The 18,915-nt window shown below is 72.1% G+C and carries 14 protein-coding genes; 8 read left to right on the top strand and 6 right to left on the bottom strand.

The window, feature by feature from the left end; all coding sequences use genetic code 11:
• The first annotated feature begins 102 nt into the window (after nt 1-102).
• A complete protein-coding gene (locus ACIRL2_RS17855; RefSeq protein ID WP_395863724.1) occupies nt 103-573 on the top strand; it encodes a MarR family winged helix-turn-helix transcriptional regulator in 471 nt (156 codons plus the stop codon).
• 130 nt (nt 574-703) lie between these two features.
• Here ACIRL2_RS17855 and ACIRL2_RS17850 read toward each other — a convergent pair whose 3' ends face one another.
• Both ACIRL2_RS17850 and ACIRL2_RS17845 read right to left on the bottom strand, forming a co-directional pair.
• Nucleotides 704-1,135, bottom strand: coding sequence for a nuclear transport factor 2 family protein (locus ACIRL2_RS17850; RefSeq protein WP_402233091.1), 432 nt, complete (start codon nt 1,133-1,135; stop codon nt 704-706).
• A gap of 124 nt (nt 1,136-1,259) precedes the next feature.
• Nucleotides 1,260-1,805, bottom strand: coding sequence for a GNAT family N-acetyltransferase (locus ACIRL2_RS17845; protein ID WP_395863728.1), 546 nt, complete (start codon nt 1,803-1,805; stop codon nt 1,260-1,262).
• 152 nt (nt 1,806-1,957) lie between these two features.
• Here ACIRL2_RS17845 and ACIRL2_RS17840 point away from each other — a divergent pair, with 152 nt between their 5' ends.
• The 3 genes from ACIRL2_RS17840 to ACIRL2_RS17830 all read left to right on the top strand — a co-directional run bounded on the left by ACIRL2_RS17840 (nt 1,958) and on the right by ACIRL2_RS17830 (nt 4,193).
• Nucleotides 1,958-3,412, top strand: coding sequence for a pyridoxal phosphate-dependent decarboxylase family protein (locus ACIRL2_RS17840; protein WP_395863730.1), 1,455 nt, complete (start codon nt 1,958-1,960; stop codon nt 3,410-3,412).
• 75 nt (nt 3,413-3,487) lie between these two features.
• Nucleotides 3,488-3,658: a DUF5670 family protein gene (locus ACIRL2_RS17835; protein ID WP_355537031.1), complete on the top strand. Its 171-nt coding sequence runs from the start codon at nt 3,488-3,490 to the stop codon at nt 3,656-3,658.
• 256 nt (nt 3,659-3,914) lie between these two features.
• Entirely contained in the window at nt 3,915-4,193 is a 279-nt protein-coding gene (locus ACIRL2_RS17830; protein WP_395863732.1) for a hypothetical protein, read from the top strand.
• A 50-nt stretch (nt 4,194-4,243) separates the two neighbouring features.
• Here the strand turns inward: ACIRL2_RS17830 and ACIRL2_RS17825 are convergent, their stop codons facing one another.
• Complete coding sequence (locus ACIRL2_RS17825) at nt 4,244-5,200, bottom strand: Ku protein (protein ID WP_402233088.1); 957 nt, start codon at nt 5,198-5,200, stop codon at nt 4,244-4,246.
• 59 nt (nt 5,201-5,259) lie between these two features.
• On the opposite strand from ACIRL2_RS17825, the gene ligD (ACIRL2_RS17820) reads away from it, so the two are divergent.
• Nucleotides 5,260-6,141 carry a non-homologous end-joining DNA ligase gene (ligD, locus tag ACIRL2_RS17820; RefSeq protein ID WP_402233086.1) on the top strand — a complete coding sequence of 294 codons (882 nt, stop codon included), beginning with the start codon at nt 5,260-5,262 and terminating at the stop codon, nt 6,139-6,141.
• A 27-nt stretch (nt 6,142-6,168) separates the two neighbouring features.
• On the opposite strand, the gene ligD (ACIRL2_RS17815) is transcribed toward ligD (ACIRL2_RS17820), so the two are convergent.
• From ligD (ACIRL2_RS17815) to ACIRL2_RS17805, 3 genes are all read right to left on the bottom strand, one after another.
• Complete coding sequence (gene ligD / locus ACIRL2_RS17815; protein WP_402233083.1) at nt 6,169-7,119, bottom strand: non-homologous end-joining DNA ligase; 951 nt, start codon at nt 7,117-7,119, stop codon at nt 6,169-6,171.
• 118 nt (nt 7,120-7,237) lie between these two features.
• Nucleotides 7,238-8,428: a saccharopine dehydrogenase family protein gene (locus ACIRL2_RS17810; protein ID WP_395863740.1), complete on the bottom strand. Its 1,191-nt coding sequence runs from the start codon at nt 8,426-8,428 to the stop codon at nt 7,238-7,240.
• A 332-nt stretch (nt 8,429-8,760) separates the two neighbouring features.
• Nucleotides 8,761-13,389: a hypothetical protein gene (locus ACIRL2_RS17805; RefSeq protein ID WP_402233080.1), complete on the bottom strand. Its 4,629-nt coding sequence runs from the start codon at nt 13,387-13,389 to the stop codon at nt 8,761-8,763.
• Nucleotides 13,390-13,741: 352 nt separating this feature from the next.
• Between ACIRL2_RS17805 and ACIRL2_RS17800 the strand changes: the two genes are divergently transcribed.
• The 3 genes from ACIRL2_RS17800 to ACIRL2_RS17790 all read left to right on the top strand — a co-directional run bounded on the left by ACIRL2_RS17800 (nt 13,742) and on the right by ACIRL2_RS17790 (nt 18,879).
• The gene (locus tag ACIRL2_RS17800) at nt 13,742-14,851 is read left to right on the top strand and encodes a glutamate--cysteine ligase (RefSeq protein ID WP_402233077.1); all 1,110 of its coding nucleotides are present in this window, start codon (nt 13,742-13,744) and stop codon (nt 14,849-14,851) included.
• A gap of 137 nt (nt 14,852-14,988) precedes the next feature.
• A complete protein-coding gene (locus ACIRL2_RS17795) occupies nt 14,989-16,875 on the top strand; it encodes an NAD-binding protein (protein ID WP_402233074.1) in 1,887 nt (628 codons plus the stop codon).
• Nucleotides 16,876-17,100: 225 nt separating this feature from the next.
• Nucleotides 17,101-18,879: an amidohydrolase gene (locus tag ACIRL2_RS17790; RefSeq protein ID WP_402233071.1), complete on the top strand. Its 1,779-nt coding sequence runs from the start codon at nt 17,101-17,103 to the stop codon at nt 18,877-18,879.
• The last annotated feature ends 36 nt before the right edge of the window (nt 18,880-18,915 follow it).

The following is an 18,915-nucleotide window of genomic DNA, read 5'->3' as shown; positions in this document are numbered from 1 at the left end:
CGCACGCCCGGCGCTCGTCGGGGTCGGCGAAGTAGTTGATGTGTCATGTAGATCGTCCCGACCAAGTACATGACATGTCAAGTAGCTGCTAGATTGGTGGCCATGGCCCGCATCGAGGAGACGCCCTGGCTGGACCCCGGGCAGCAGCGCGCGTGGCGGGGGTATCGGCGGTTGCGACTGCTCGTGGATACCCGGGTGGCCCGTGATCTGGCCGTCGACTCGGGGCTGTCGGACCCCGACTACGACGTGTTGTCCGAGCTGTCCGAGGCGACCGGCCATCGCCGCCGACTGGGCGAGTTGGCCGAGCGCATGTTGTGGTCGCAGAGCCGGATGTCGCACCACGTCAAACGTATGCAGCAGCGCGGCCTGGTCCGACGCGAGGAGTGCGCGGGCGACGGCCGCGGCGCCGAGGTCGTGCTGACCGCCGAGGGGCTGCGGGTGATCGAGGAGGCCGCGCCGCACCACGTCGCCTCGGTCCGGCGGAACCTGATCGACCTGCTCACCGAGGAACAGATCGCGATGCTGGCGCAGATCGCGGACACGGTGGTCGAACGCATCGAACCGCGCAGCTGACCGTCCCGATCGGGTGCCCCGGGGAAGCGCCCGCTCCGGGGCGGGCGGATACTCCCGCCGACCCGAGAACCGCCCACGGCCGAAGTCGTGGGCGGTCGGCCGGAGCACCCGGCGTCGAGCGGTCGGCCGGTCAGGCGTCCTGCGCGTAGCCCTTGGCGACGTGCTCCAACCACCACTGCGGTGCGGCGTTCATCAACGTGCCGAAGTCCCAGTAGTCGTGCCAGCGCACGATCTCGCCGTCGCGGAACTCGTGGATCGACACGAACGGCAGCACCACCTGCTCGCCGCTCTCCCAGTGCCACTCCTCGGCGTGCTCGGTCACCACCAGGTCGCCCTCGGCGACGGTGCTCTTGTGGTGGTGGATGTAGCCGGAGAGCATCTCCAGGCCCAGCCGCAGCCGGGCCTCCACGGCCGCCGGTCCGGTCGCGCCGGGCCCGGGCGCGGCGACGTCCGTGTAGTGGCCGTCGGCGGCGAAGTAGGCCGCGACCTTGGCGAAGTCGCGGGCGTACAGGTCCTGCCAGAACTGCTCGATCAGCCGCTTGTTCGCGGTCGCGTCACTCATGGCGCGCACCCTACGCACGCGCGCCGAAACTAAACAGAGGCAAGCTTCTCGGCGGGGGATGGCCCGGTCGGGCGCTCAGGTCCGCCAACCACGACCCGAGCGGCCCGCAGGCGACCGACGCCGGTCAGGTGCGATCCAGGAGCAGCGCGGTGAGCAGCGGCGCGTCCGGCCAGGCCGGACGCAGGTCGCCGAGCACGCGATAGCCCCAGCGCAGATACAGCGCGAGGACCCTGGGGTGGGTCGGATCCACCAGCAGGGTCACCCGCTGTTCGGTGCGGGCCGCGAGGAGCGTGTCGTGGATGGTGCGGGCCGCGCCGGAACCGCGCCACGGTTCGCGGACCATCAGCTCGTTGAGCGCGAACGTACGCCGTCCGTCCTCCTCGATGTCCGCCGCCGGCACCGGCTCGGTGAGTCCGGTCCACCAGCGCGCGCCGGCCTGGAGCGTGTACCCGAAGGCGTAGCCGACCGGGATGTCGCGGCTCCACCCCACGACGCACTCGAAGCCGGGCGCCGCGGCGTAACGCGCCAACCGCTCCGCGAAGGTCGGCACCGAGTGGAAGGGTCGGTCCAGATCCGCCGCGTAGACCTCGGCGTAGATGTCGAGCAGCACCCGCCCGATCTCGTCGAGGTCACCGCCCCGGTGATGGGTCCGCGCGATGTCGGTTGCCACGCTTCCTCCAGGTCGAGGTCATCGGCCCCCCGGCACGGGATCCTCCCCACTCCCGCCTCGGCCCACGCGCGGCGGGTCTGATGATCCGTCAACAGCCTTGCGTGACACGGAAATACTCGACGCGGCCGGGCTTCGCGTGGTCCCCTGCAAGGATGGCTGACCCCCTCCACGAACGTGACCTCGCCCGGCCCGCCCTCGACCTGGTGGCCAAGGCCGCCGGGCCCTACCTGGAGGCGCTGCCCGGGCTGCCGGTGCGGATCCCGGCCGCCGACGTGCTCTTCGACCGGCTGGGCGGACCGCTGCCCGAGCGTGGCGACGGCACGTTGGCCAGCATCGAGGAACTGCTCGACGTGGGCACCCGCGCCGCGACGCAGTCCTCGGGTCCCCGGTTCTTCCACTTCGTCGTCGGCGGAGCCACCCCGGCCGCCCAGGCCGGCGACTGGATCACCGGGCTGCTCGACCAGGTGGCCGGACTGTGGGCCGCGTCGCCGCTGGCGACCGAGACCGAGACGGTGGTGCTCGGTTGGCTCAAGGACCTGTTCGGGCTGCCCGACTCGTACGGCGCGGTGCTCACGCCGAGTGCGACGTTCGCCAATCTCACGGCGCTCACCTGCGCGCGGTACTGGTGGGCCGCGCAACACGGCGTGGACGTCACCGCCGACGGGCTGGCCGGACTGCCGACCATGCCGGTGCTCACCAGCGGCTACGTGCATCCCAGCAATCGCAAGGCCCTGCAGATCCTGGGCTGCGGGCGGGACACGCTCCGGGTGTGCGCGCGCGACGACGCGGGTCGGGTGGACATCGACGCGATGGAGCGCGCGCTGATCGAGATCGACGGGCCCGCCGTACTCATCGCCACCGCCGGCGAGGTGGACACCGGTGACTTCGACCCGATCGACGCGCTCGCCGACCTGGCCCGACGCTACGGCGCGTGGCTGCACGTGGACGGCGCGTTCGGCCTGTTCGCCGGCGTCTCGCCGCGGTTGCGGCATCTGGTCAAAGGCGTCGAGCGCGCGCACTCGGTGGCGTCCGACGGGCACAAATGGCTCAACGTGCCGTACGAGAGCGGATTCGTGTTCGTCCGCGACGCCGCGGTGATGGGCAGGGCGTTCGGCGCGTGGAACGCCCCGTATCTGCCCGGCGCCGGCGACACCCACCTCAACTACGGCTCGCTCGGGCCGGAATCCTCACGCCGGGCCCGGTCACTGCCGATCTGGGCCACGCTGCGCGCGTACGGCCGCTCCGGATACCGGGCGATGATCGAGCGGCACAACGACCTCGCGAACCACCTCGGCGCGCTGGTCGAGCAGGCCCCCGACCTGGAGTTACTGGCCCCGGTGCGGCTGTGCGTCGTGTGCTTTCGCTACCGCCCGACCGGGCCGACCGGGGAGGCCGAACTGGACGAGCTCAACCGCCGACTCGGCGCCGAACTCAACGAGGACGGTCGGGTGTACGCGGGCACCACCGTCTACCGGGGCCGGGTCGCACTGCGCCCGGCGATCGTGAACTGGCGAAGCACCGAGGCGGATGTCGAACTGCTCGCGGACGTGGTCCGGGAGATCGGCGCGCGGGTGGCCGCGGACCTGCGCGCGGAGCCCCCGGCATAGATCTCCGAACAAGTCTGCGATCGCACCGCGTGAAGCGAATCATTCGGGGCAGACGTCGGGCGGAGGTGGTTCAAGATGATTCCGCTGCTTGTCGTGCTTTTGCTCGCATTGATCCTGTTCGGTGCAGGATTCGCCCTGAAAGCCCTCTGGTGGATAGCCGTGATCGTGCTGGTGCTCTGGGCCCTCGGGTTCGTGTTCCGCAGCGCCGGTGCGGGTGGCCGTCGTGGGCGTTGGTATCGCTGGTAGTCGACACGTCGTCGAACCGCCGGACGCGGGGCCTGTCGAAGCGACGGGCCCCGCGGCCATGTCCGGGATCGGTCGCCGAGGATCGGTGCGAGCGACGCGATCCGGTGTCGAAACGATTCCGCGAGGGGGTCTGGGCGGCGGAACGGGAGGAGTACTTTGGGGAGACCGAGGGCACCTCGTATGCCGTCACCCATGGCGGCGTCGTCTGCGGCGATCCGGACATCCGCGCACCAGACCGACCAGAGGATTCGAACCCATGTACTCACAGCACTCGATCGCGGGACACCGCCGAAGCTCTCGACCGGAGACCACGGTCGAGATGACCTACGGCCTGGCCTGCACGATGTGCGGCCGCGACCTGCGGGCCGCAGCGGACCGACCCGCGCACGACGCGGTGCCGGTCGGGCATGTGGAGGAACGGCAGACCTTCGCCTGCCGCGGCGTGTGCGCGCGGTTCGCGAGCGGTTCGGCGGACGGTATCGCCGAGGAGCCGGTGCCGCTGGACCAGCGGGTGGCGGCCTTCCCGACCGAATGACCGCCGGCGGCCGACCGCCGCCGACCGGCCTCCGGCGACCGGCCCGGTGCTCAGGCGCTGGTGCGCTTGCGCGTGGTCTTCTTCGCCGCGCTCTTCTTCGTGCTCGACTTCGCCGAGGACTCGGCCGAGGACTTGCTCCCCGACGAGTCCTTCGTCGAGGTCTTCGCGGAGGTCTTCGCCGCCGGCTTGCGCGCGGCACTCTTCCGGCCCGACGCGGCCCGGCCGTGGCCCTTGTTCGCCGCCTCGACGCTCGCGGTGAGCGCGGCCATCAGGTCGACCACGTTGTCCGGCGTCTCGGCCCGCTCTTCCTCGGCGGCGGCCGGGGCGGTGCCCTCCAGGCGCGCGACGACCAGCGAGTCGAGCGCCTCCTTGTAGTCGTCGTGCAGCGCCTGGAAGTCGAAGTCCTCGCTCAGCGTGTCCATCAACGACGTGGCCATCTTCAACTCCTGCGGCCGGATGTCGAACCGGCCCTCGGGGGCCAGCCCCTCGGACGTGCGCACCTCGTCCGGCCAGAGCATGGTCTGCAGGATCAGGATGTCGTCGTGCACGCGCAGCAGGGCCAGGCTCTCCCGGGTGCGCAGGGTGATCTTGGTGACCGCGGACTTGCCCGCCTTGTTCAGCGCCTCGCGCAGCAGTACGTACGGCTTGGCGGCGGCGGGGGTCGCGGTCTGGAGGTAGTACGCCTTGGACAACATCAGCGGATCGATCTCGTCCACGTCCACGAACGCGAGCACGTCGATGACCTTCTTGCTGGGCAGCGGCAACTCCGCCATGTCCTGATCGGTGAGCACCGCCTGCCGGCCGTCGGGCGCTTCGTACGCCTTGGCGATCTCCTTGTACGGGACCTCGCGCTCCTCCAACTCGCAGTAGCGCTTGAGGCGGATCCGGCCGCCGTCCTTCTCGTGCACCTGATGCAGGGGCACGTTGTGTTCCTCGGTGGCGGGGAAGAGTTGGACCGGGATGCTCACCAGCCCGAACGTGATCGCACCTTTCCAACTGCTGCGCATCGGCTCTCCACTTTCGCGGATTATGCATCGATATCTGGACACAAGGGGACCTTTACCGTATGCCGGACCGCATCGCCACGACAGTCGACGGACGTTCGCTGACGCTCACCCACCTGGACAAGGTGTGGTGGCCCGAGACCGGATACACCAAGGGCCAGGCACTGGACTACTACGCCAAGGTCGCCCCGGTCCTGCTCCCGCACCTGACCGGGCGCCCGGCCACGTTCATCCGCTTTCCGCACGGGGTGGACGGCGGGAGCCGCTTCTACAACAAGCATGTGCCGCCGGGTGCGCCCGACTGGGTGAGCACGATCGAGGTCGTCGGCCGGGACGAGAGCAGGCAGCAGGTCGACGTCGACTCGCTGGCCACCCTGATGTGGGCGGCCAACCTGGCCGCGATCGAGCTGCACGTGCCGCAGTGGGGCGCCGACCCCGACGGCCACGACCGGCTGGTGTTGGACCTGGACCCCGGGCCGGGGGCGGGCATGGCCGAATGCCGCGAGGTCGCGCTGCTGGCCCGCGACCTGCTCGCGGCGGACGGGTTGACCTGCGTGGCCAAGACCTCGGGCAGCAAGGGGCTGCACCTGTACGCGGCCCTGGAGCCGACCCCGGAGGCCGCGGTCGGGGCGTACGCCAAAGCGCTCGCGGTGCGCCTGGAGCGGGATCGGCCCGACCTGGTCGTGCACCGGATGGCCAAGAATCTGCGGGCGGGACACGTGTTCGTGGACTGGAGCCAAAACGCCAGTGCCAAGACCACCGCCGCGCCGTACACCCTGCGCGCGCAGCCCGAGCCGACCGTGTCCACGCCGGTGTCCTGGGCCGAGGTCGAATCGGACGCCGAGCTGGTGTTCGACCCGGCCCAAGTCCTCGAACGGGTGACGCGCGACGGCGACGTCTTCGCGCCACTGCTGGCCGCGAGCACCACCGGCCGACTGCCGTAGGACACGCCCCGTAGGCATCGGCCCGGATCAGTCCTCGGCCAGATCCGGGCGCAGGCGATGCCAGGACGGGTGGCGCAACAGTCCCGCGCGAGTGAGTGTCGCGTACCGGACCTCGCCGATCAGCCGGGGCAGCACCCAGCGCGCGTCGGCCACCTCCGGCTCCGGCGTGAACGGGCACGCGTCGATCGCGGACACCCGCAACAATTCGCCCAGTACGGCCCGGTCCCGGTCACCGAAGCCGGTGCCCACCGCGCCGACGTAACGCAGCACACCACCCTCGCGCACACCGACCAGCAGCGCGCCGGGCAGACCGGTGAGCCGGCCGCGACCGGGCACCCAGCCGCCCACGATCACGTCCAGGGTGTGCACGTGCCGGATCTTCACCCAGTGCCGCGAGCGCTCGCCCGGGGTGTACACCGAGTCCAGCCGCTTGCAGACCAACCCCTCCAGGCCCTCCGCGCGGGTCGCCGTGAGCGCGGTCTCGCCGTGCCCGATCAGCGCCGCCGGCGTCGACCAGTGCGGTCCGTTCAGTTCGAGCCCCTCCAGCACCCGACGCCGCTCCGCGTAGGGACGATCGATCAGTGGTCGGCCGGACAGCAGCAACACGTCGAACAGCAGCAGCCGGGCGGGCACCCGATCGCGCATCCGGGCCGCCTCGGCGGGGTGGTCGGCCAACCCCATCCGGGACTGAAGGCGTTCGAAGTCGCTGTGCCCACGCTCGTCCAGCGCGACCACCTCGCCGTCCAGCACCGCCGACCGGGTGCCCAACGCGGTGCGCAGCGCGCGCAGCTCCGGGTAGGCGCCGGTGATGTCGGCCCCCGAACGCGCCCGCAGCAGCACCGTGCCGTCCCCCGGGAGATAGCCCAGACACCGCTGACCGTCCAGCTTCGTCTCGTACGCCCAACGATCGTCCTCGACGGCCGGCGGCAACGATCCCGAGGTGGCGAGCATGGGCGGATACACCGGCAGATCGGCCATGGGGTGAGCCTGGTCGCGACGGCGGTCGGCTACACACACGGTCCCCCGGACGGCCCAGGGGCGTGTCGGTGCCGCCCGCCGGCGGCACGACCGATCGGCGGCGGGCGGGCGGCGCCGGTCAGGGGCGCTTCTCGTCGCGGAGCACGCGGAAGGAGATGCCGGCGGAGCGCAGCCGGGTGATCAGGGCGTCGCCGAGGGCGGCGGCCGGCGTCGTCTGGCCCGCGGTCTCCGGGAGTCGGTCGTGGGCCAGGGACAGCGCGGACTCGGCCAACATCTTGGCGGTCTCGGTGTAGCCGGGGTCGCCGCCGGCCACCTCGGTGATCAGCCGGCGGTCGCCCGCGTCGGCGACGAACAGCACCCGGAACCAGGACCTGTCGCGGGCGGCGGCGGAGGGGCCGGTGCCGGCCGCGCGGCGGGCGAGCAGGCGTTCGCGGACCGGGCCGATCCGGGCCAGGCCGACCAGGGTGCCCAGGCCGACGGCGCCGGCCAGCGCGACCGGGAGGTGCTTGACGGCCGCGTAGTGCCGGTAGCCGAAGTCGGGGCCGTAGTCGGGCAGCGCGGCGGCGGAGCGGACCACCACGTGCGGGTCGATCGTGGGCAGCGGGATCGCCCACATCCCGGTGGTGCGGTCCAGCCGGGGCGGGCCGGTGCCGATCCGGACCCGGCGGCCGAGTGGCGCGGGCTCGGCGGCGCGGCGGGCCCGGTGCGCGCGGTCGGCCTCGCGGAGTCGGGTGAACGCGTTCATCGCGGAGTGGAAGGTGCCGCCGGAGAAGGTGCCGCTCGCCCGGACGAAGCCGTCCACCCGGATCGGTACGTCCCGGGGCAGCAGGCCCACGGTGTACAGCACGCCCAGGTCGTGCGGGATCGAGTCGAAGCCGCACGCGTGCACGAGTCGCGCCCCGGTCGCGACCGCGGTGGCGTGCTGGTCCAGGTAGACCCGGTCGACGAACTCCGCCTCGCCGCACAGGTCGACGTAGTCGGTGCCGGCCGCCGCACACGCGGCGACGAGCGGGCCGCCGTGCCGGAGGTAGGGCCCGACGGTGGTGGCCACCACGCGGGTCGAGGCGGCGAGTTCGGCCAGGGCGGCGGTGTCGTCGGCGCGCACGCACAGCAGGGGGAGGTCGGCGTGGCGCGGGTCGATCACGGCGAGGCGGTCCCGGAGCGCGCGCAACTTCCGCGCGTCGCGGCCCGCCAGGGCCCAGCGGGTCGTGGGCGGGGCGGCGCGGGCAAGGTAGGCGGCGGTCAGTTCGCCGGTGAACCCGGTCGCGCCGAACAGGACGATGTCGTGGACACGGGTATCCGAGGGCATCTCCCGAGGCTGGCGCACGGGTTCGAGGACGCGCAAGCGGGTCCGGCCGATCGGCCTCGCCCGGGGCGGGTCTCGGGGGTTCTCGACGCGGCTTTTCGCCCGCCGTGAGCGCGGACCGGGCCGATCGGGCGATCGGGCGATGGGGCCGTCCGGGCCGACTGATCGGTTCGGGCCCACGTCCCGGCGACGGCGGGGTCGGCTCGGTCCCGCCGTCGCCGCCGAGCGGACCCGAGCCCCGGCTCCGAACCCCGGCCCGGAGCGCCGGGTCGGGACGGAGTGGGTGTCCGTCCGGTGCTTCGGGCCGAGACTCGTTCGGGTGCGTCGTCGTCCGGTCAGCGGGTCAGCAGGGCCGTGATCGTCGAGCCGGGGGCCTCCGGGCTCCAGGTGGGATCGCAGCCGGCGAGGGCGGCGAAGGCGCGGGACCACTTGGTCGTGTCGTCGCCCAGGTGGGTTTCGATCAGGGCGGCGATCTCGGTGCGGGCCTCGTCGGCGGCGGCGCGGAGCGCGGGATCGGCCTCGATCCGGACGGCCGCCTCGGCGATCCAGCGCAGCACGGAGGCCGCGCCGCGGGCGCGGTGGACCAGGTCGTGGCCGGTCAGCAGGCCGGTGGTGACCAGGAGGTCCAGGTGGATGTGCCATGCGGTGTCGCCGAGCAGTTCCCGGCCGAAGGCGACCGAGGCACGCGCGTGCTCCGCGTCCAGCGTCGCGGCCGTGCGGGCGATCCGGAAGTGCACGGGCCCGAGTTCGAGCAGCCGTGCGGGCGAGTCCGGTTGGATCACGAGCCGGTTCAGCACGTCCGCCGGGAACGGCTCCCGCTCGTGCTCGGCCACGATCAGATCCCAGTCGCGCAGGTACGGCAGGTCGAGCACCTCGTCCGTCTCGGAGCCCCGCGTGCACCTGCGCAGCTTGGCGACCAGCTTGTCGCCGGCGCGTTCGCGGTCGATCCGCTCGGTGAGCGCCGCGTCGGGATCGGCCGCCGCCAGGGCCTTGGCCACCATCCGGCCGGCGGTCGCGCCGAGCACGCCCTGTTCGACCAGTTCGCCGACACGATTCGCGCCGCCGTACCGCAACAGACCCCGCACGCCCAGGAGTCGGTCCAGCAGCGCGGCCTTCTTGCCCAGTCGGCGCAGCGTGTGCTCGATCACCTCGGGGTCGGCCGCCTCGACCCGCAACCGCAGCGCCGGCAACACCGACGCGGTCGCCTTGTCGTCGGCCAGGAGTCGTTCGCGCAGCTCCGGATCCAGCGGCAGCACAGCCGGCGACCCGACAGCCGAACGCCCCTGCGGCACGCGGGAGAGCACCGCGCGGCGCACCACGACGTTGCCGCGGACCAGCGGTGAGCCGTACAGGTCGGCGTTCAGCACCGGGTCGTCCAGGCGCGTGAGCCGAGCCCGGATCGCGCTGTCACGACTGTGCGTGGCCAGGATCCGCAGCGCGGTTCGATCCTGGGTGATGAAGGGGTATTCGTCGAGCGCGGGCGCGCGGTGCTCGACGTAGTCCGCGTAGGCCCACAGCGTGGGGTAGGCGTGCTCGCCCAGCCGCGGCAGCAGCACCGCGAGCGCCTCGGCGGACGCGCGCAGGAGCAGGTTGCCGGCCGGCCACCGCCAAGCGCGGCGCACCCGATGGGCGCTCCGACGCACCGTGTCGAACTCGACGGTGATCGGCGACTCGAGCCGCCCCCACTCGAACGTCTCGTCGGGAGCGGACTCCGATTTCACGTCCAGGACTTCGGGCAACGGGAGATCCCCCGCGGTGTCCATCGCGACGAGCGCGCGCAACCACCGCTCCGGGTCCACGCCCAGTCGCTCGGCGACCAGCGCCTCGATTGCCCGGTTCAGCGGACCGGCCAAGGTCAGCGCGCGCCACTTCCTGGGCAGCGGGGTCAGGGCCTGGGTGGGGAGCACGCCGAGCACGTCGGTGGGGCCGACGATGCCGTGCCGATACGCGCCCTCGGCCAGGAAGTCGCCGCCGCCACGCGTCTCGTCGTAGTACTCGCGGATCCAGCGCAGGTACGAACTCGGCTTGGTCGGGCCCGGCCAGGTGTCCCTGGTCGGGTACTGCTCGGGGCGCTCGGCGGGGTTACCGGCCAGGAGCGCGGTGACGCGGTCCTTCGTCGGCTCCTCCAGGCCCTTGTTCTCGGCCATCGACTTCAGCACCTCGGGCTCGCCGAGGTCGATCAGGTCGTTGGCGACCGACTCGTCGAACACCCGGCGTCCCAGGGCCACCCGCGGTTGCACCGAGTCGCTGCCGAAACACGCCTCGTAGAGCCAACTCGGGTACTCGTAGCCCGGCGCGTCGACCGTCGACACCGAGGCCAGCGCCGCGAGCACGGCCGGATCCTCCGGCACCGGCACCGGGACGGGCACGGGATGCAAACCGGCCGCGACGTCGCGCAGGAAGTGCGCCGCGACCAGCCGGGACCTGCGATCGGGATCGGCGGCCCGGATCGTGCCGCCACGCCTGGTGGTCGATGCCGGCGCGGTGGCGGGCACCGGTGTGCTGTTCGCCGTCTCGGCCGCGTCGCGCCGCGCGGCGGCCAGCGTGGCGGCGTCCGCCCGGGCCAACTCCTCGGCTCCCGGCCGCGGACCGGCGGCCTGACCGGCCACGGTGACCAACTCGGCGAGCGACGCGTTGAAGCCGTCGATCAGACCGACCGCGATGGCCAACGCCTCGGTGTGGCCCGCGAGATGCTCCCGGGTCAGCTCGGCCAGCCGGGCCCGCATCGGGGCCAGCACGGTCGTCGGGTTCACCCGGCGCGCGGCCGTCACCACCGCCTGCGCCGGATGGGCCACGTCGATCAGGCGGGCGGGATCGAGCAGGTCGTACTCCACCGCCTCGTTCACCCAGTTCTCGTTCCCGTCGAACGGCTCGGTGCGCAGCCATTCCTCCGGCAGGGTGTCGTTCGTCCGGCGCGCGTAGTTGCGTTGCGCGTTGATCAGCACCAGGCGCAGCCGCGCGCGGTCCTCGTCGGTGGCGTCCTCGTGGCGGATCAGATCGTCGACGGCCTCGTAGGCGAACGGCTCCTCCCGCTCGGCCGCCATCAACAGCGCGAAGTCGTGCGCGTACGGCTCGTGCACCAGGTCGCGCACGGTGGTGCGACTGGTGCGGGTCTGCAAGCGGTGCGGCAGCGTGGCCGGGTCCTCGTACGGTTCGCCGCTCTCGCGCAGGTCGGTCAGGCCGTCCTCGGCCTTGAGCGCGGCCTCCACCCGCTTGCGGATCTGCGCCGCGGTGCCGGTGCCGCTGCTGTCCAGCAAAGTGCGTACGCCGGCCGGGCCGTGCCGTTCCCAGACCTTGACGTAGGCGTACTGCTGGGCGATCTTGCGGCAGCCGAACCACAGTGCGCGGGCCGCGAGTTCGGGATCACCACTGGCCACCAGCGGCAACAGGGTGCGACGGTCGCCGTGGGCGAGCAGTTCGGCGCGCAGGCCGGGGGCCAACGGCGTGCGGGCGGCGATGGTGCGGCGCAGCGATGGCGTCGAGCGCAGGCTCAGGTAGGCGGCGGCGTCCACGGCCGGGACCTGTTTGGCCACCAGCCGGGCCAGTTCGCGGATGTCCAGGCCGACGTTGCGGGCGATCGCCTCCCACACGCGTGGGTCGGTCGAGGTGATCGCCGCCTCGTGCACATGTCGCGGGAGCGAGCCGCTGGAGAGCAGATCGCGCACCAGCGAGTCGGGCAGGTCGGGCAGCAGGGCGCGCAGGTCGTCGGGGTCGGCCGCGGTGAGCAGGTGCCGGTAGGGCTTGGTCAGCGTCGGCGGCGGGCCGCCGGCCGGCTCCGGCGGCGCGGTCACGGTGCCCGCCTCGATGCCGGCCAACAGGGCGGGCAACGCTTCGCGTCGGCGCGGCAGTACGGCCCGCAGCGTGGTCCAGCGGTCGGCGTGGGCGCCCAGGTGCCGGTGCAACAGGTCGCGCAGCTCGGCGCATTCGGGCAGTTCGACCAGGGTGGCGACGGCGGTTCGGGCCGGGGTCACCTCGTGCACCACTCGGGCCAGGTCGGCGGGTTCGGCCAGGTCGCGGGTGAGCGCGGCGATCCGGGCCAGGGCCGGGTGTTTGGGGGTGCCGATCGCCGCGCGCAACACCGCGAGCGTCGGCCTGGCGACCGGGCCCACCACCGTCGGGTGTGCGGTGTACAGCGCGACGAGCAGGTCGTCGGGGCAGTCCGGGTCGGCGGCCAGCAGCGCGGCGATCGCCTCGGGCAGCGGTTCGCGGCGCTGCTCGTCGCGCACGGCGACCCAGTCGATCTCCCGACGCCATGTCAACGGCGGCAGGCCGGCGCGCAGTTCGGCGATCAGCCCGGCACTGCCCTCGGCCTCGGCCACCGCGTCGGCCAGTTCGGGACGCGCGGTGACCACTTCACCGACCGCCAGGGCGGTCGCGGCCACTTCGGGCCGCACGTGGCGCGACGCCTCGGCGAGCAGGTCGGTGCCGCCGTGCCGGCTCAGCGACAGCAGGCCGCGCAGTTCCTCGGCGGCGGTCAGGCCCCCGGCACACGCCCGCAGCGCGTGCGCGACCAGATCCGGTCGATCGGCGACCACCGCGGCGCCCAGTCGGCGCGGCGGCTCGCCCTCGGCGGGCTGTGCGAGCAACTCCTCGTGCAGCGCGGTCAGCGGGTGCGGGGTGCCGGCGTGCCGGCCGGGCGCGAGCACGATCCGGCGCATCCACGCGCCGGCCTCGGGGTGCGCGTACACGATCCTGTCCACGACCGGGTCCGGCTGCTCCAGCAGCGCGGCCAGATCCGCCGCGGTGAGCACCGCCACGTTGTGCGCGAGGGCGCGGCGCACCCACGGGTCGGGGTCCCGCGCGGCGAGCGAACGCAGACTCGGAGCGAGTTTCGGATCGCCCAGCAGCGCGCCGACCACGTCGTCGCCGATCCGATGGCGGACCCGCCCGAGGTCGCCGACAACCGCTCCCTCGAACAACAATCCGACCAGAACGGCCTTGTTCGTGATCTGTACCCGTGCCACCACTCGCCCCCGCACTCGCCTGTCCCACTTTCGGGTTCCACCCCATCACAACGCGCGGACATCGGGCGCGCCGGCCCCGCCGCGGTGGCGATTGGTTCGGACGCGCATTCGGGTCGACGTGTCGACCTGCGGTGATTACGGGTACAACCGATCGAGTCCTCCCAAGTAGTACGGCCTGTCCGGATCATGGTCGAGCGCGTCGCGGGTCGCGATGTCGCACCTGGTGGGGTCCGGGGTCGTCCCGGGGCCTCAGGGTGCGGGCACGGGTCGTGACGTGCACCGGCTACGGATGGTCATGTCCAGGTGGAGGCCCTGCCCGGCGGGTTCGCCCGCTCGAAAGGACGGTTCGGTGATGACCACTCTGGGTGTCGAGGAGGAGTATCTGCTCGTGGACCCGGTCAGCGGACTGCCGGTACCGGCGGCCGAGCGGGTCCGGGCCGAGGCGAGCCTGCGGCCCGGGATCGACCTCGGCGACGTGCAGCCGGAATTACTGAAGGCGCAGTTGGAGGTGGCGACGCCGGTGTGCTCCTCGCTCGACGAGATAAACGGGCATCTGTCCCGGATGCGCCGCGAGCTGTCGGCCGCGGCCGAGCGGATCGGCTGCCGGATGGTCGCCTGCGGGACCGCGCCCGCCGGTGACGGGAAGCTGATGGAGGTGAGCGAGCATCCGCGCTACCTGGCGATCCGGGCGAACGCCCGGCGATTGGCCGACGTGCAGCTCATCCACGGGATGCACGTGCATGTGGCGGTGCCCGATCGGGAGACCGGCGTGCAAGTGGTCAACCGGATCCGGCCGTGGTTGCCGGTGTTGGTCGCGATGGGCGCCAACTCACCGCTGTGGCAGGGGCTGGACACCGGTTTCGCGAGCTGGCGCACGATCCATTACGCACGCTGGCCGGTGGAGGGGCAACCGCCGCTGTTCGCCGACCTGGAGGAGTACGAACGGCGGGTGGACGCGCTGCTCGCGGTGGGCGTGATGCTCGACCGGGGTCAGGTGTACTGGCAGGTGCGGCTTTCCGAGCGGTTCCCGACCGTCGAGATCCGATGCCCGGACGTGCAGTTGCGGGCGGACGACGCGGTGATGCTCGCGGGTCTGGTGCGGGCGCTGGTGGTGACCGCGCTGCACCAGCACGACGAGAAGGCGCCGTATGCCGCACCGGAGCCGGAACTGCTGCGGGCCGCGTGTTGGTTGGCGGCTCGGGACGGATTGGAGGGCGATCTGTTCGGGCCGGTGGGACCGGCGGGTACGGCCCGCCGGATCCAGGCGGGGGACCTGGTCTGCGAGCTGCTCGAGCACGTGACCCCGGTGCTGGACGAATTCGGGGACACCGCCCAGGTGTTCTCGCTCGTGGACCGACTGATCCTGCAGGGTACGGGGGCCGATCGGCAGCGTGAGGCATTCGTGGCCGGGGGTCTGCCGGGCGTGCTGGATCTGCTGATCTCGGACACCACGGGGACCTGACGGGGTGGGCCGGGTCCGGCCGTCATCGGTCGTGCTCGGTCTTCTCGGCTTGTTCGTTGTACGCGATCCTTTCGATGTGATCGGCGTGCGAGGCGTGTTCGTGTGCGCGCGACCGTTCGATGTGTTCGATGTGTTCGATGTGTTCGGTGGTGCGGAAAGGGGCTGACGGGGGAGGGATCGGGAGGCAGGGTGGGGGTGTGTCGACTCCCGCGCATCACCTGACTCCTCCGCCTCGGGCCGGCCACCTCGTGGTGTGCGGCGACGACGCGCTCGCGCAACGGCTGTCCTACGAACTCGCGCACGTCTACGGCGAGCACGTGACCGTGCTGCTGCCCTCGGTGCACCGCAACCACGGCCCGCAGATCGACGACCTCGCGCGCGGCGGGGGGTTGTCGGTGTCGGTGGTGGAGGCGGCCGAGCCCGACGACGACGCGTTGCGCTCGGCGGGCGTGCCGGGCGCGATGGCGCTCGCCCTGGTCTACCGGGACGACCGGGCCAACATCCACGCGGCGTTACGGGCCCGGCGGATCAACCCGAACATCCGACTCGTGGTGCGGCTGTACAACCGCAAGCTCGGCCGACACCTGGAGGAACTGCTCGACCGCGCGGTCGTGGCCCGGATCGGGGACCTCTCGGCCCGGGACGTGACCACGACCGTGCTCTCCGACGCGGACACCGCCACCCCGGCCCTGGTCGCGGCGGCGATCTCCGGCGCGGGCAAGGTCGTTCAGGCGGACGGGCTGCTGTTGCGGGCGGCCGAGCGGCCCGCCGACGAGCGTGACCCCGCGCCGTACCTGTACACGCTCGCGCTCGCCTCCGACGGGGTGGGCGGCAGCCCGGAGTTGCTGCCGGACGACGGCACGGTGGCCGCGGCGGGACGGACGCGGGGGCGGACCGTGCTGGAGACGATCACCCTGGAGGAGGGCGGCGCACCGGTCAACCGGCCCCGGCTGCCCCAGGGACTGCCGGTGGCCACGCTGTTCCCGCCCCGGCTGCGGTACGCGATCTTCGGCCTGGTCACACTGCTCTTCGTGTTCGCGGGCCTGACCTGGTGGGTCACCGGGGATCCGCCGCTGCGCGCCGCCTACCGCTCGATCCTGGACGTGTTCGGGATGGGCGATCCGGCGATCGGCGAGGGCACCGGTCGGCAGGTTTTGCAGGTGTTGTCCGGGCTCGCCGGGATGGCCCTGATGCCGGTGCTGTTCGCGGTGGTGCTGGAGAGCCTGGGCACGTTCCGCACCGCGACCACCCAGCGCCCGCCGCCGCGCGCGATCGCCAACCATGTGGTGCTGCTGGGCCTGGGCAAGATCGGTACGCGTGTGCTGGATCGGCTGTGCGACCTGGGCATCCCGGTGGTGTGCGTGGAGCGCGACCCGCAGGCGCTGGGCATCGCGACCGCGCACGCGCGTCGGGTGCCGGTGGTGATCGGCGACGTCACCCGCGAAGGCGTGCTGGAGGCCGCGCACATCGGCACCAGCCGGGTGCTGCTCGCGCTGACCAGCAACGACGCGATCAACCTCGAGGCGGCCCTGTACGCCCGCGAGGTCGATCCCGAACTGCGGGTGGCGATGCGGCTGTTCGACGACGACTTCGCCAAGATGGTGAACCGCACGCTGCGCGAGTCCTACCCGAACGCGCTGACCCGCAGCCGCAGCGTCTCCTCGTTGTCCGCGCCGGCCTTCGCGGGGGCCGTGATGGGGCGGCAGATCCTGGGCGCGATCCCGGTGGAGCGCGAGGTGTTGCTGTTCGCGGCGATCGACGTGGCCGGCCATCCGGAGTTGCAGGGGCAGACGGTCGCGGAAGCGTTTCGGGCCGGACTGTGGCGGGTGCTCGCGCTGGACGTGGCCGATCCGGCGGAACGCCGCGCCGACCTCGGCCGGGACGCGGCCCCACAGCGCGACCTCCAGTGGGAGCTCCACCCGGGATACCTGCTACGCCCCACCGACCGAGTGGTCCTGGCGACAACCCGCCAGGGCCTGGCCCAACTCCTCCAAGCCAACCGAGGCCCCACCCCAACCCACTGACGCACCCCACTCCGACGCCCCGCGTCCCCACCCTCGCTCCACGGCCCGATTGCCCCTCGACCCGCGCCACCCCTTCGCCCGCCACCCTCGCGCCCGCGGCGTGGGCTGTTCGGTGTGCGTGGTGAGGGAAGGATGTCCGGAATTCTTCTTCGTTGTTACGGTGTGTCGCCGACAGACTTCGTAGCGACACGAGGCGGCGAGGGATGAAGGTGAGGGTGAGTGGTGATGTCCGAAGGACGTGAGGGTGCCGGGACGGGTTCCGGCGAGGCCGATGTGATCTTCCACGGCGGCGAAATCGAGACGGTGGCGGACGGGCCCGGTCCCAAGAGGGTCGTGGCGGAGGACGGTGCGCGGCCGGAGGCGGTCGCCGTCAAGGACGGCCGCATCGTCTTCGTCGGTGGTCTCGACGAGGCACTCGCGCGATGGCGGGGCACGACGACGGAAGTGCGTGACCTGGACGGCCGGGCGCTGCTCCCCGGATTCATCGATCCGCACGGCCACGTGGTCGGCACCGGCCTCCAGGAGACCGTCGCCGACCTGCTCGGCGAACCGGACGGCGATGTCGGTGACATCGAGACGATCGTGCGCAAGCTGCGCGAGTTCGGCGACAGCGAGGTCGGCCGGCGCTCCGCGTGGATCGTCGGGTTCGGTTACGACGACGCGTTGCTCGACGGCGAGTCGCACCCCACCCGGGAGGACCTGGACAGGGTCTCCATCGAGCGTCCGGTGCTGGCCATCCACCAGTCCTTCCACCTGGGCGCGGTGAACAGCAAGGGGCTCGAGGTGTTGAACTACAGCGCCGCCACCGAGAACCCGAAGGGCGGGGTGATTCGGCGCGGCGACGAGTCGGTGCTGCCCTTCGGCGAGCCGAACGGGGTCTTGGAGGAGACCGCGTTCACTCCCGCCTCCGGTCGCGCGATCATGGGCATCGACGAGCGTGACCGGGCCCTGTTCCTGGACAAGGGCCTGAAGGCGGCGGCGAGTTACGGCTTCACCACGGTGCAGGAAGGTGCCGCCGAGCTGGCCGTACTGGGGGACCTGCGCGCACTGGCGGCGGCCGAGCCGCTGCCCCTGGACGTCGTCGTCTACGTGAAGGCGGCCGACGCGATCAAGACCCCGCACCTGGTCGACGCGAGCGGGGAGTATGTGAACGGCCTCCGGGCCGCCGGGATCAAGCTCAACCTGGACGGCTCGCCGCAGGGCAGGACGGCCTGGTTGCGCGAGCCGTACAAGACTCCGCCCGCGGACGAGGGCGACGACTACTGCGGTTACCCGACGCTGGAGGAGGAGGTCGCCCTGGAGCAGGTCCGGGCCGGCTTCGCGCACGGCTGGCAGGTGATCGCGCATGTGAACGGCGACGAGGCGATCGCCCAGTTCATCCGCTGTGTGCGGATCGCGACCGAGGAGTCCGAGCCGGCCGATCGGCGTACGACGGGCATCCACTGTCAGACGGCGGGCGAGGACCAGATCGGGGAGTTCCGCCGCTTGGGCATCATCCCGTCGTTCTTCTCGATGCACACGTTCTACTGGGGCGACTGGTACGTCGAGACCGTGCTGGGCGAGTCGCGCGCGGTCGACATCTCGCCCGCGCAATGGGCCCTGGCCCGGGGCATGGTCTACACGTCGCATCACGACGCACCCGTGGCCCGGCCGAGTTCGCTCGCGATCCTGTCCGGTCAGGTCACCAGGAAGACCCGATCCGGCATCACCCTGGGCAAGCATCAGTGCGTGTCCGGGGCGGACGCGGTGAAGTCGATCACGATCAACGCGGCCTACCAGTACGGCGAGGAGGCGGAGAAGGGCAGCATCGAAGTGGGCAAGCTGGCCGACCTGGTGATCCTGAGCGCGAATCCGGTGACGGTGCCGGGGGAGGCGCTCCTGGATATCGTCATCGAGGAGACGATCAAGGCGGGCCGAACGGTCTACCCGAGGGTCGACACGGTGCCGGTGCCGGTGCCGGTGCCGGAGGGGGTCGGACTGAGCCTGTTCACGCACCACTGCTGACGTCGGGGTCGCCTGCCCGCCGACCCGGTGCGGGCA

The organism is Embleya sp. NPDC127516 (genome assembly GCF_044765325.1).
Taxonomy (GTDB): Bacteria; Actinomycetota; Actinomycetes; order Streptomycetales; family Streptomycetaceae; genus Embleya.
The sequence above is the reverse complement of the archived record's forward strand: the minus strand, read 5'-3'. Positions and strand labels throughout refer to the sequence as shown.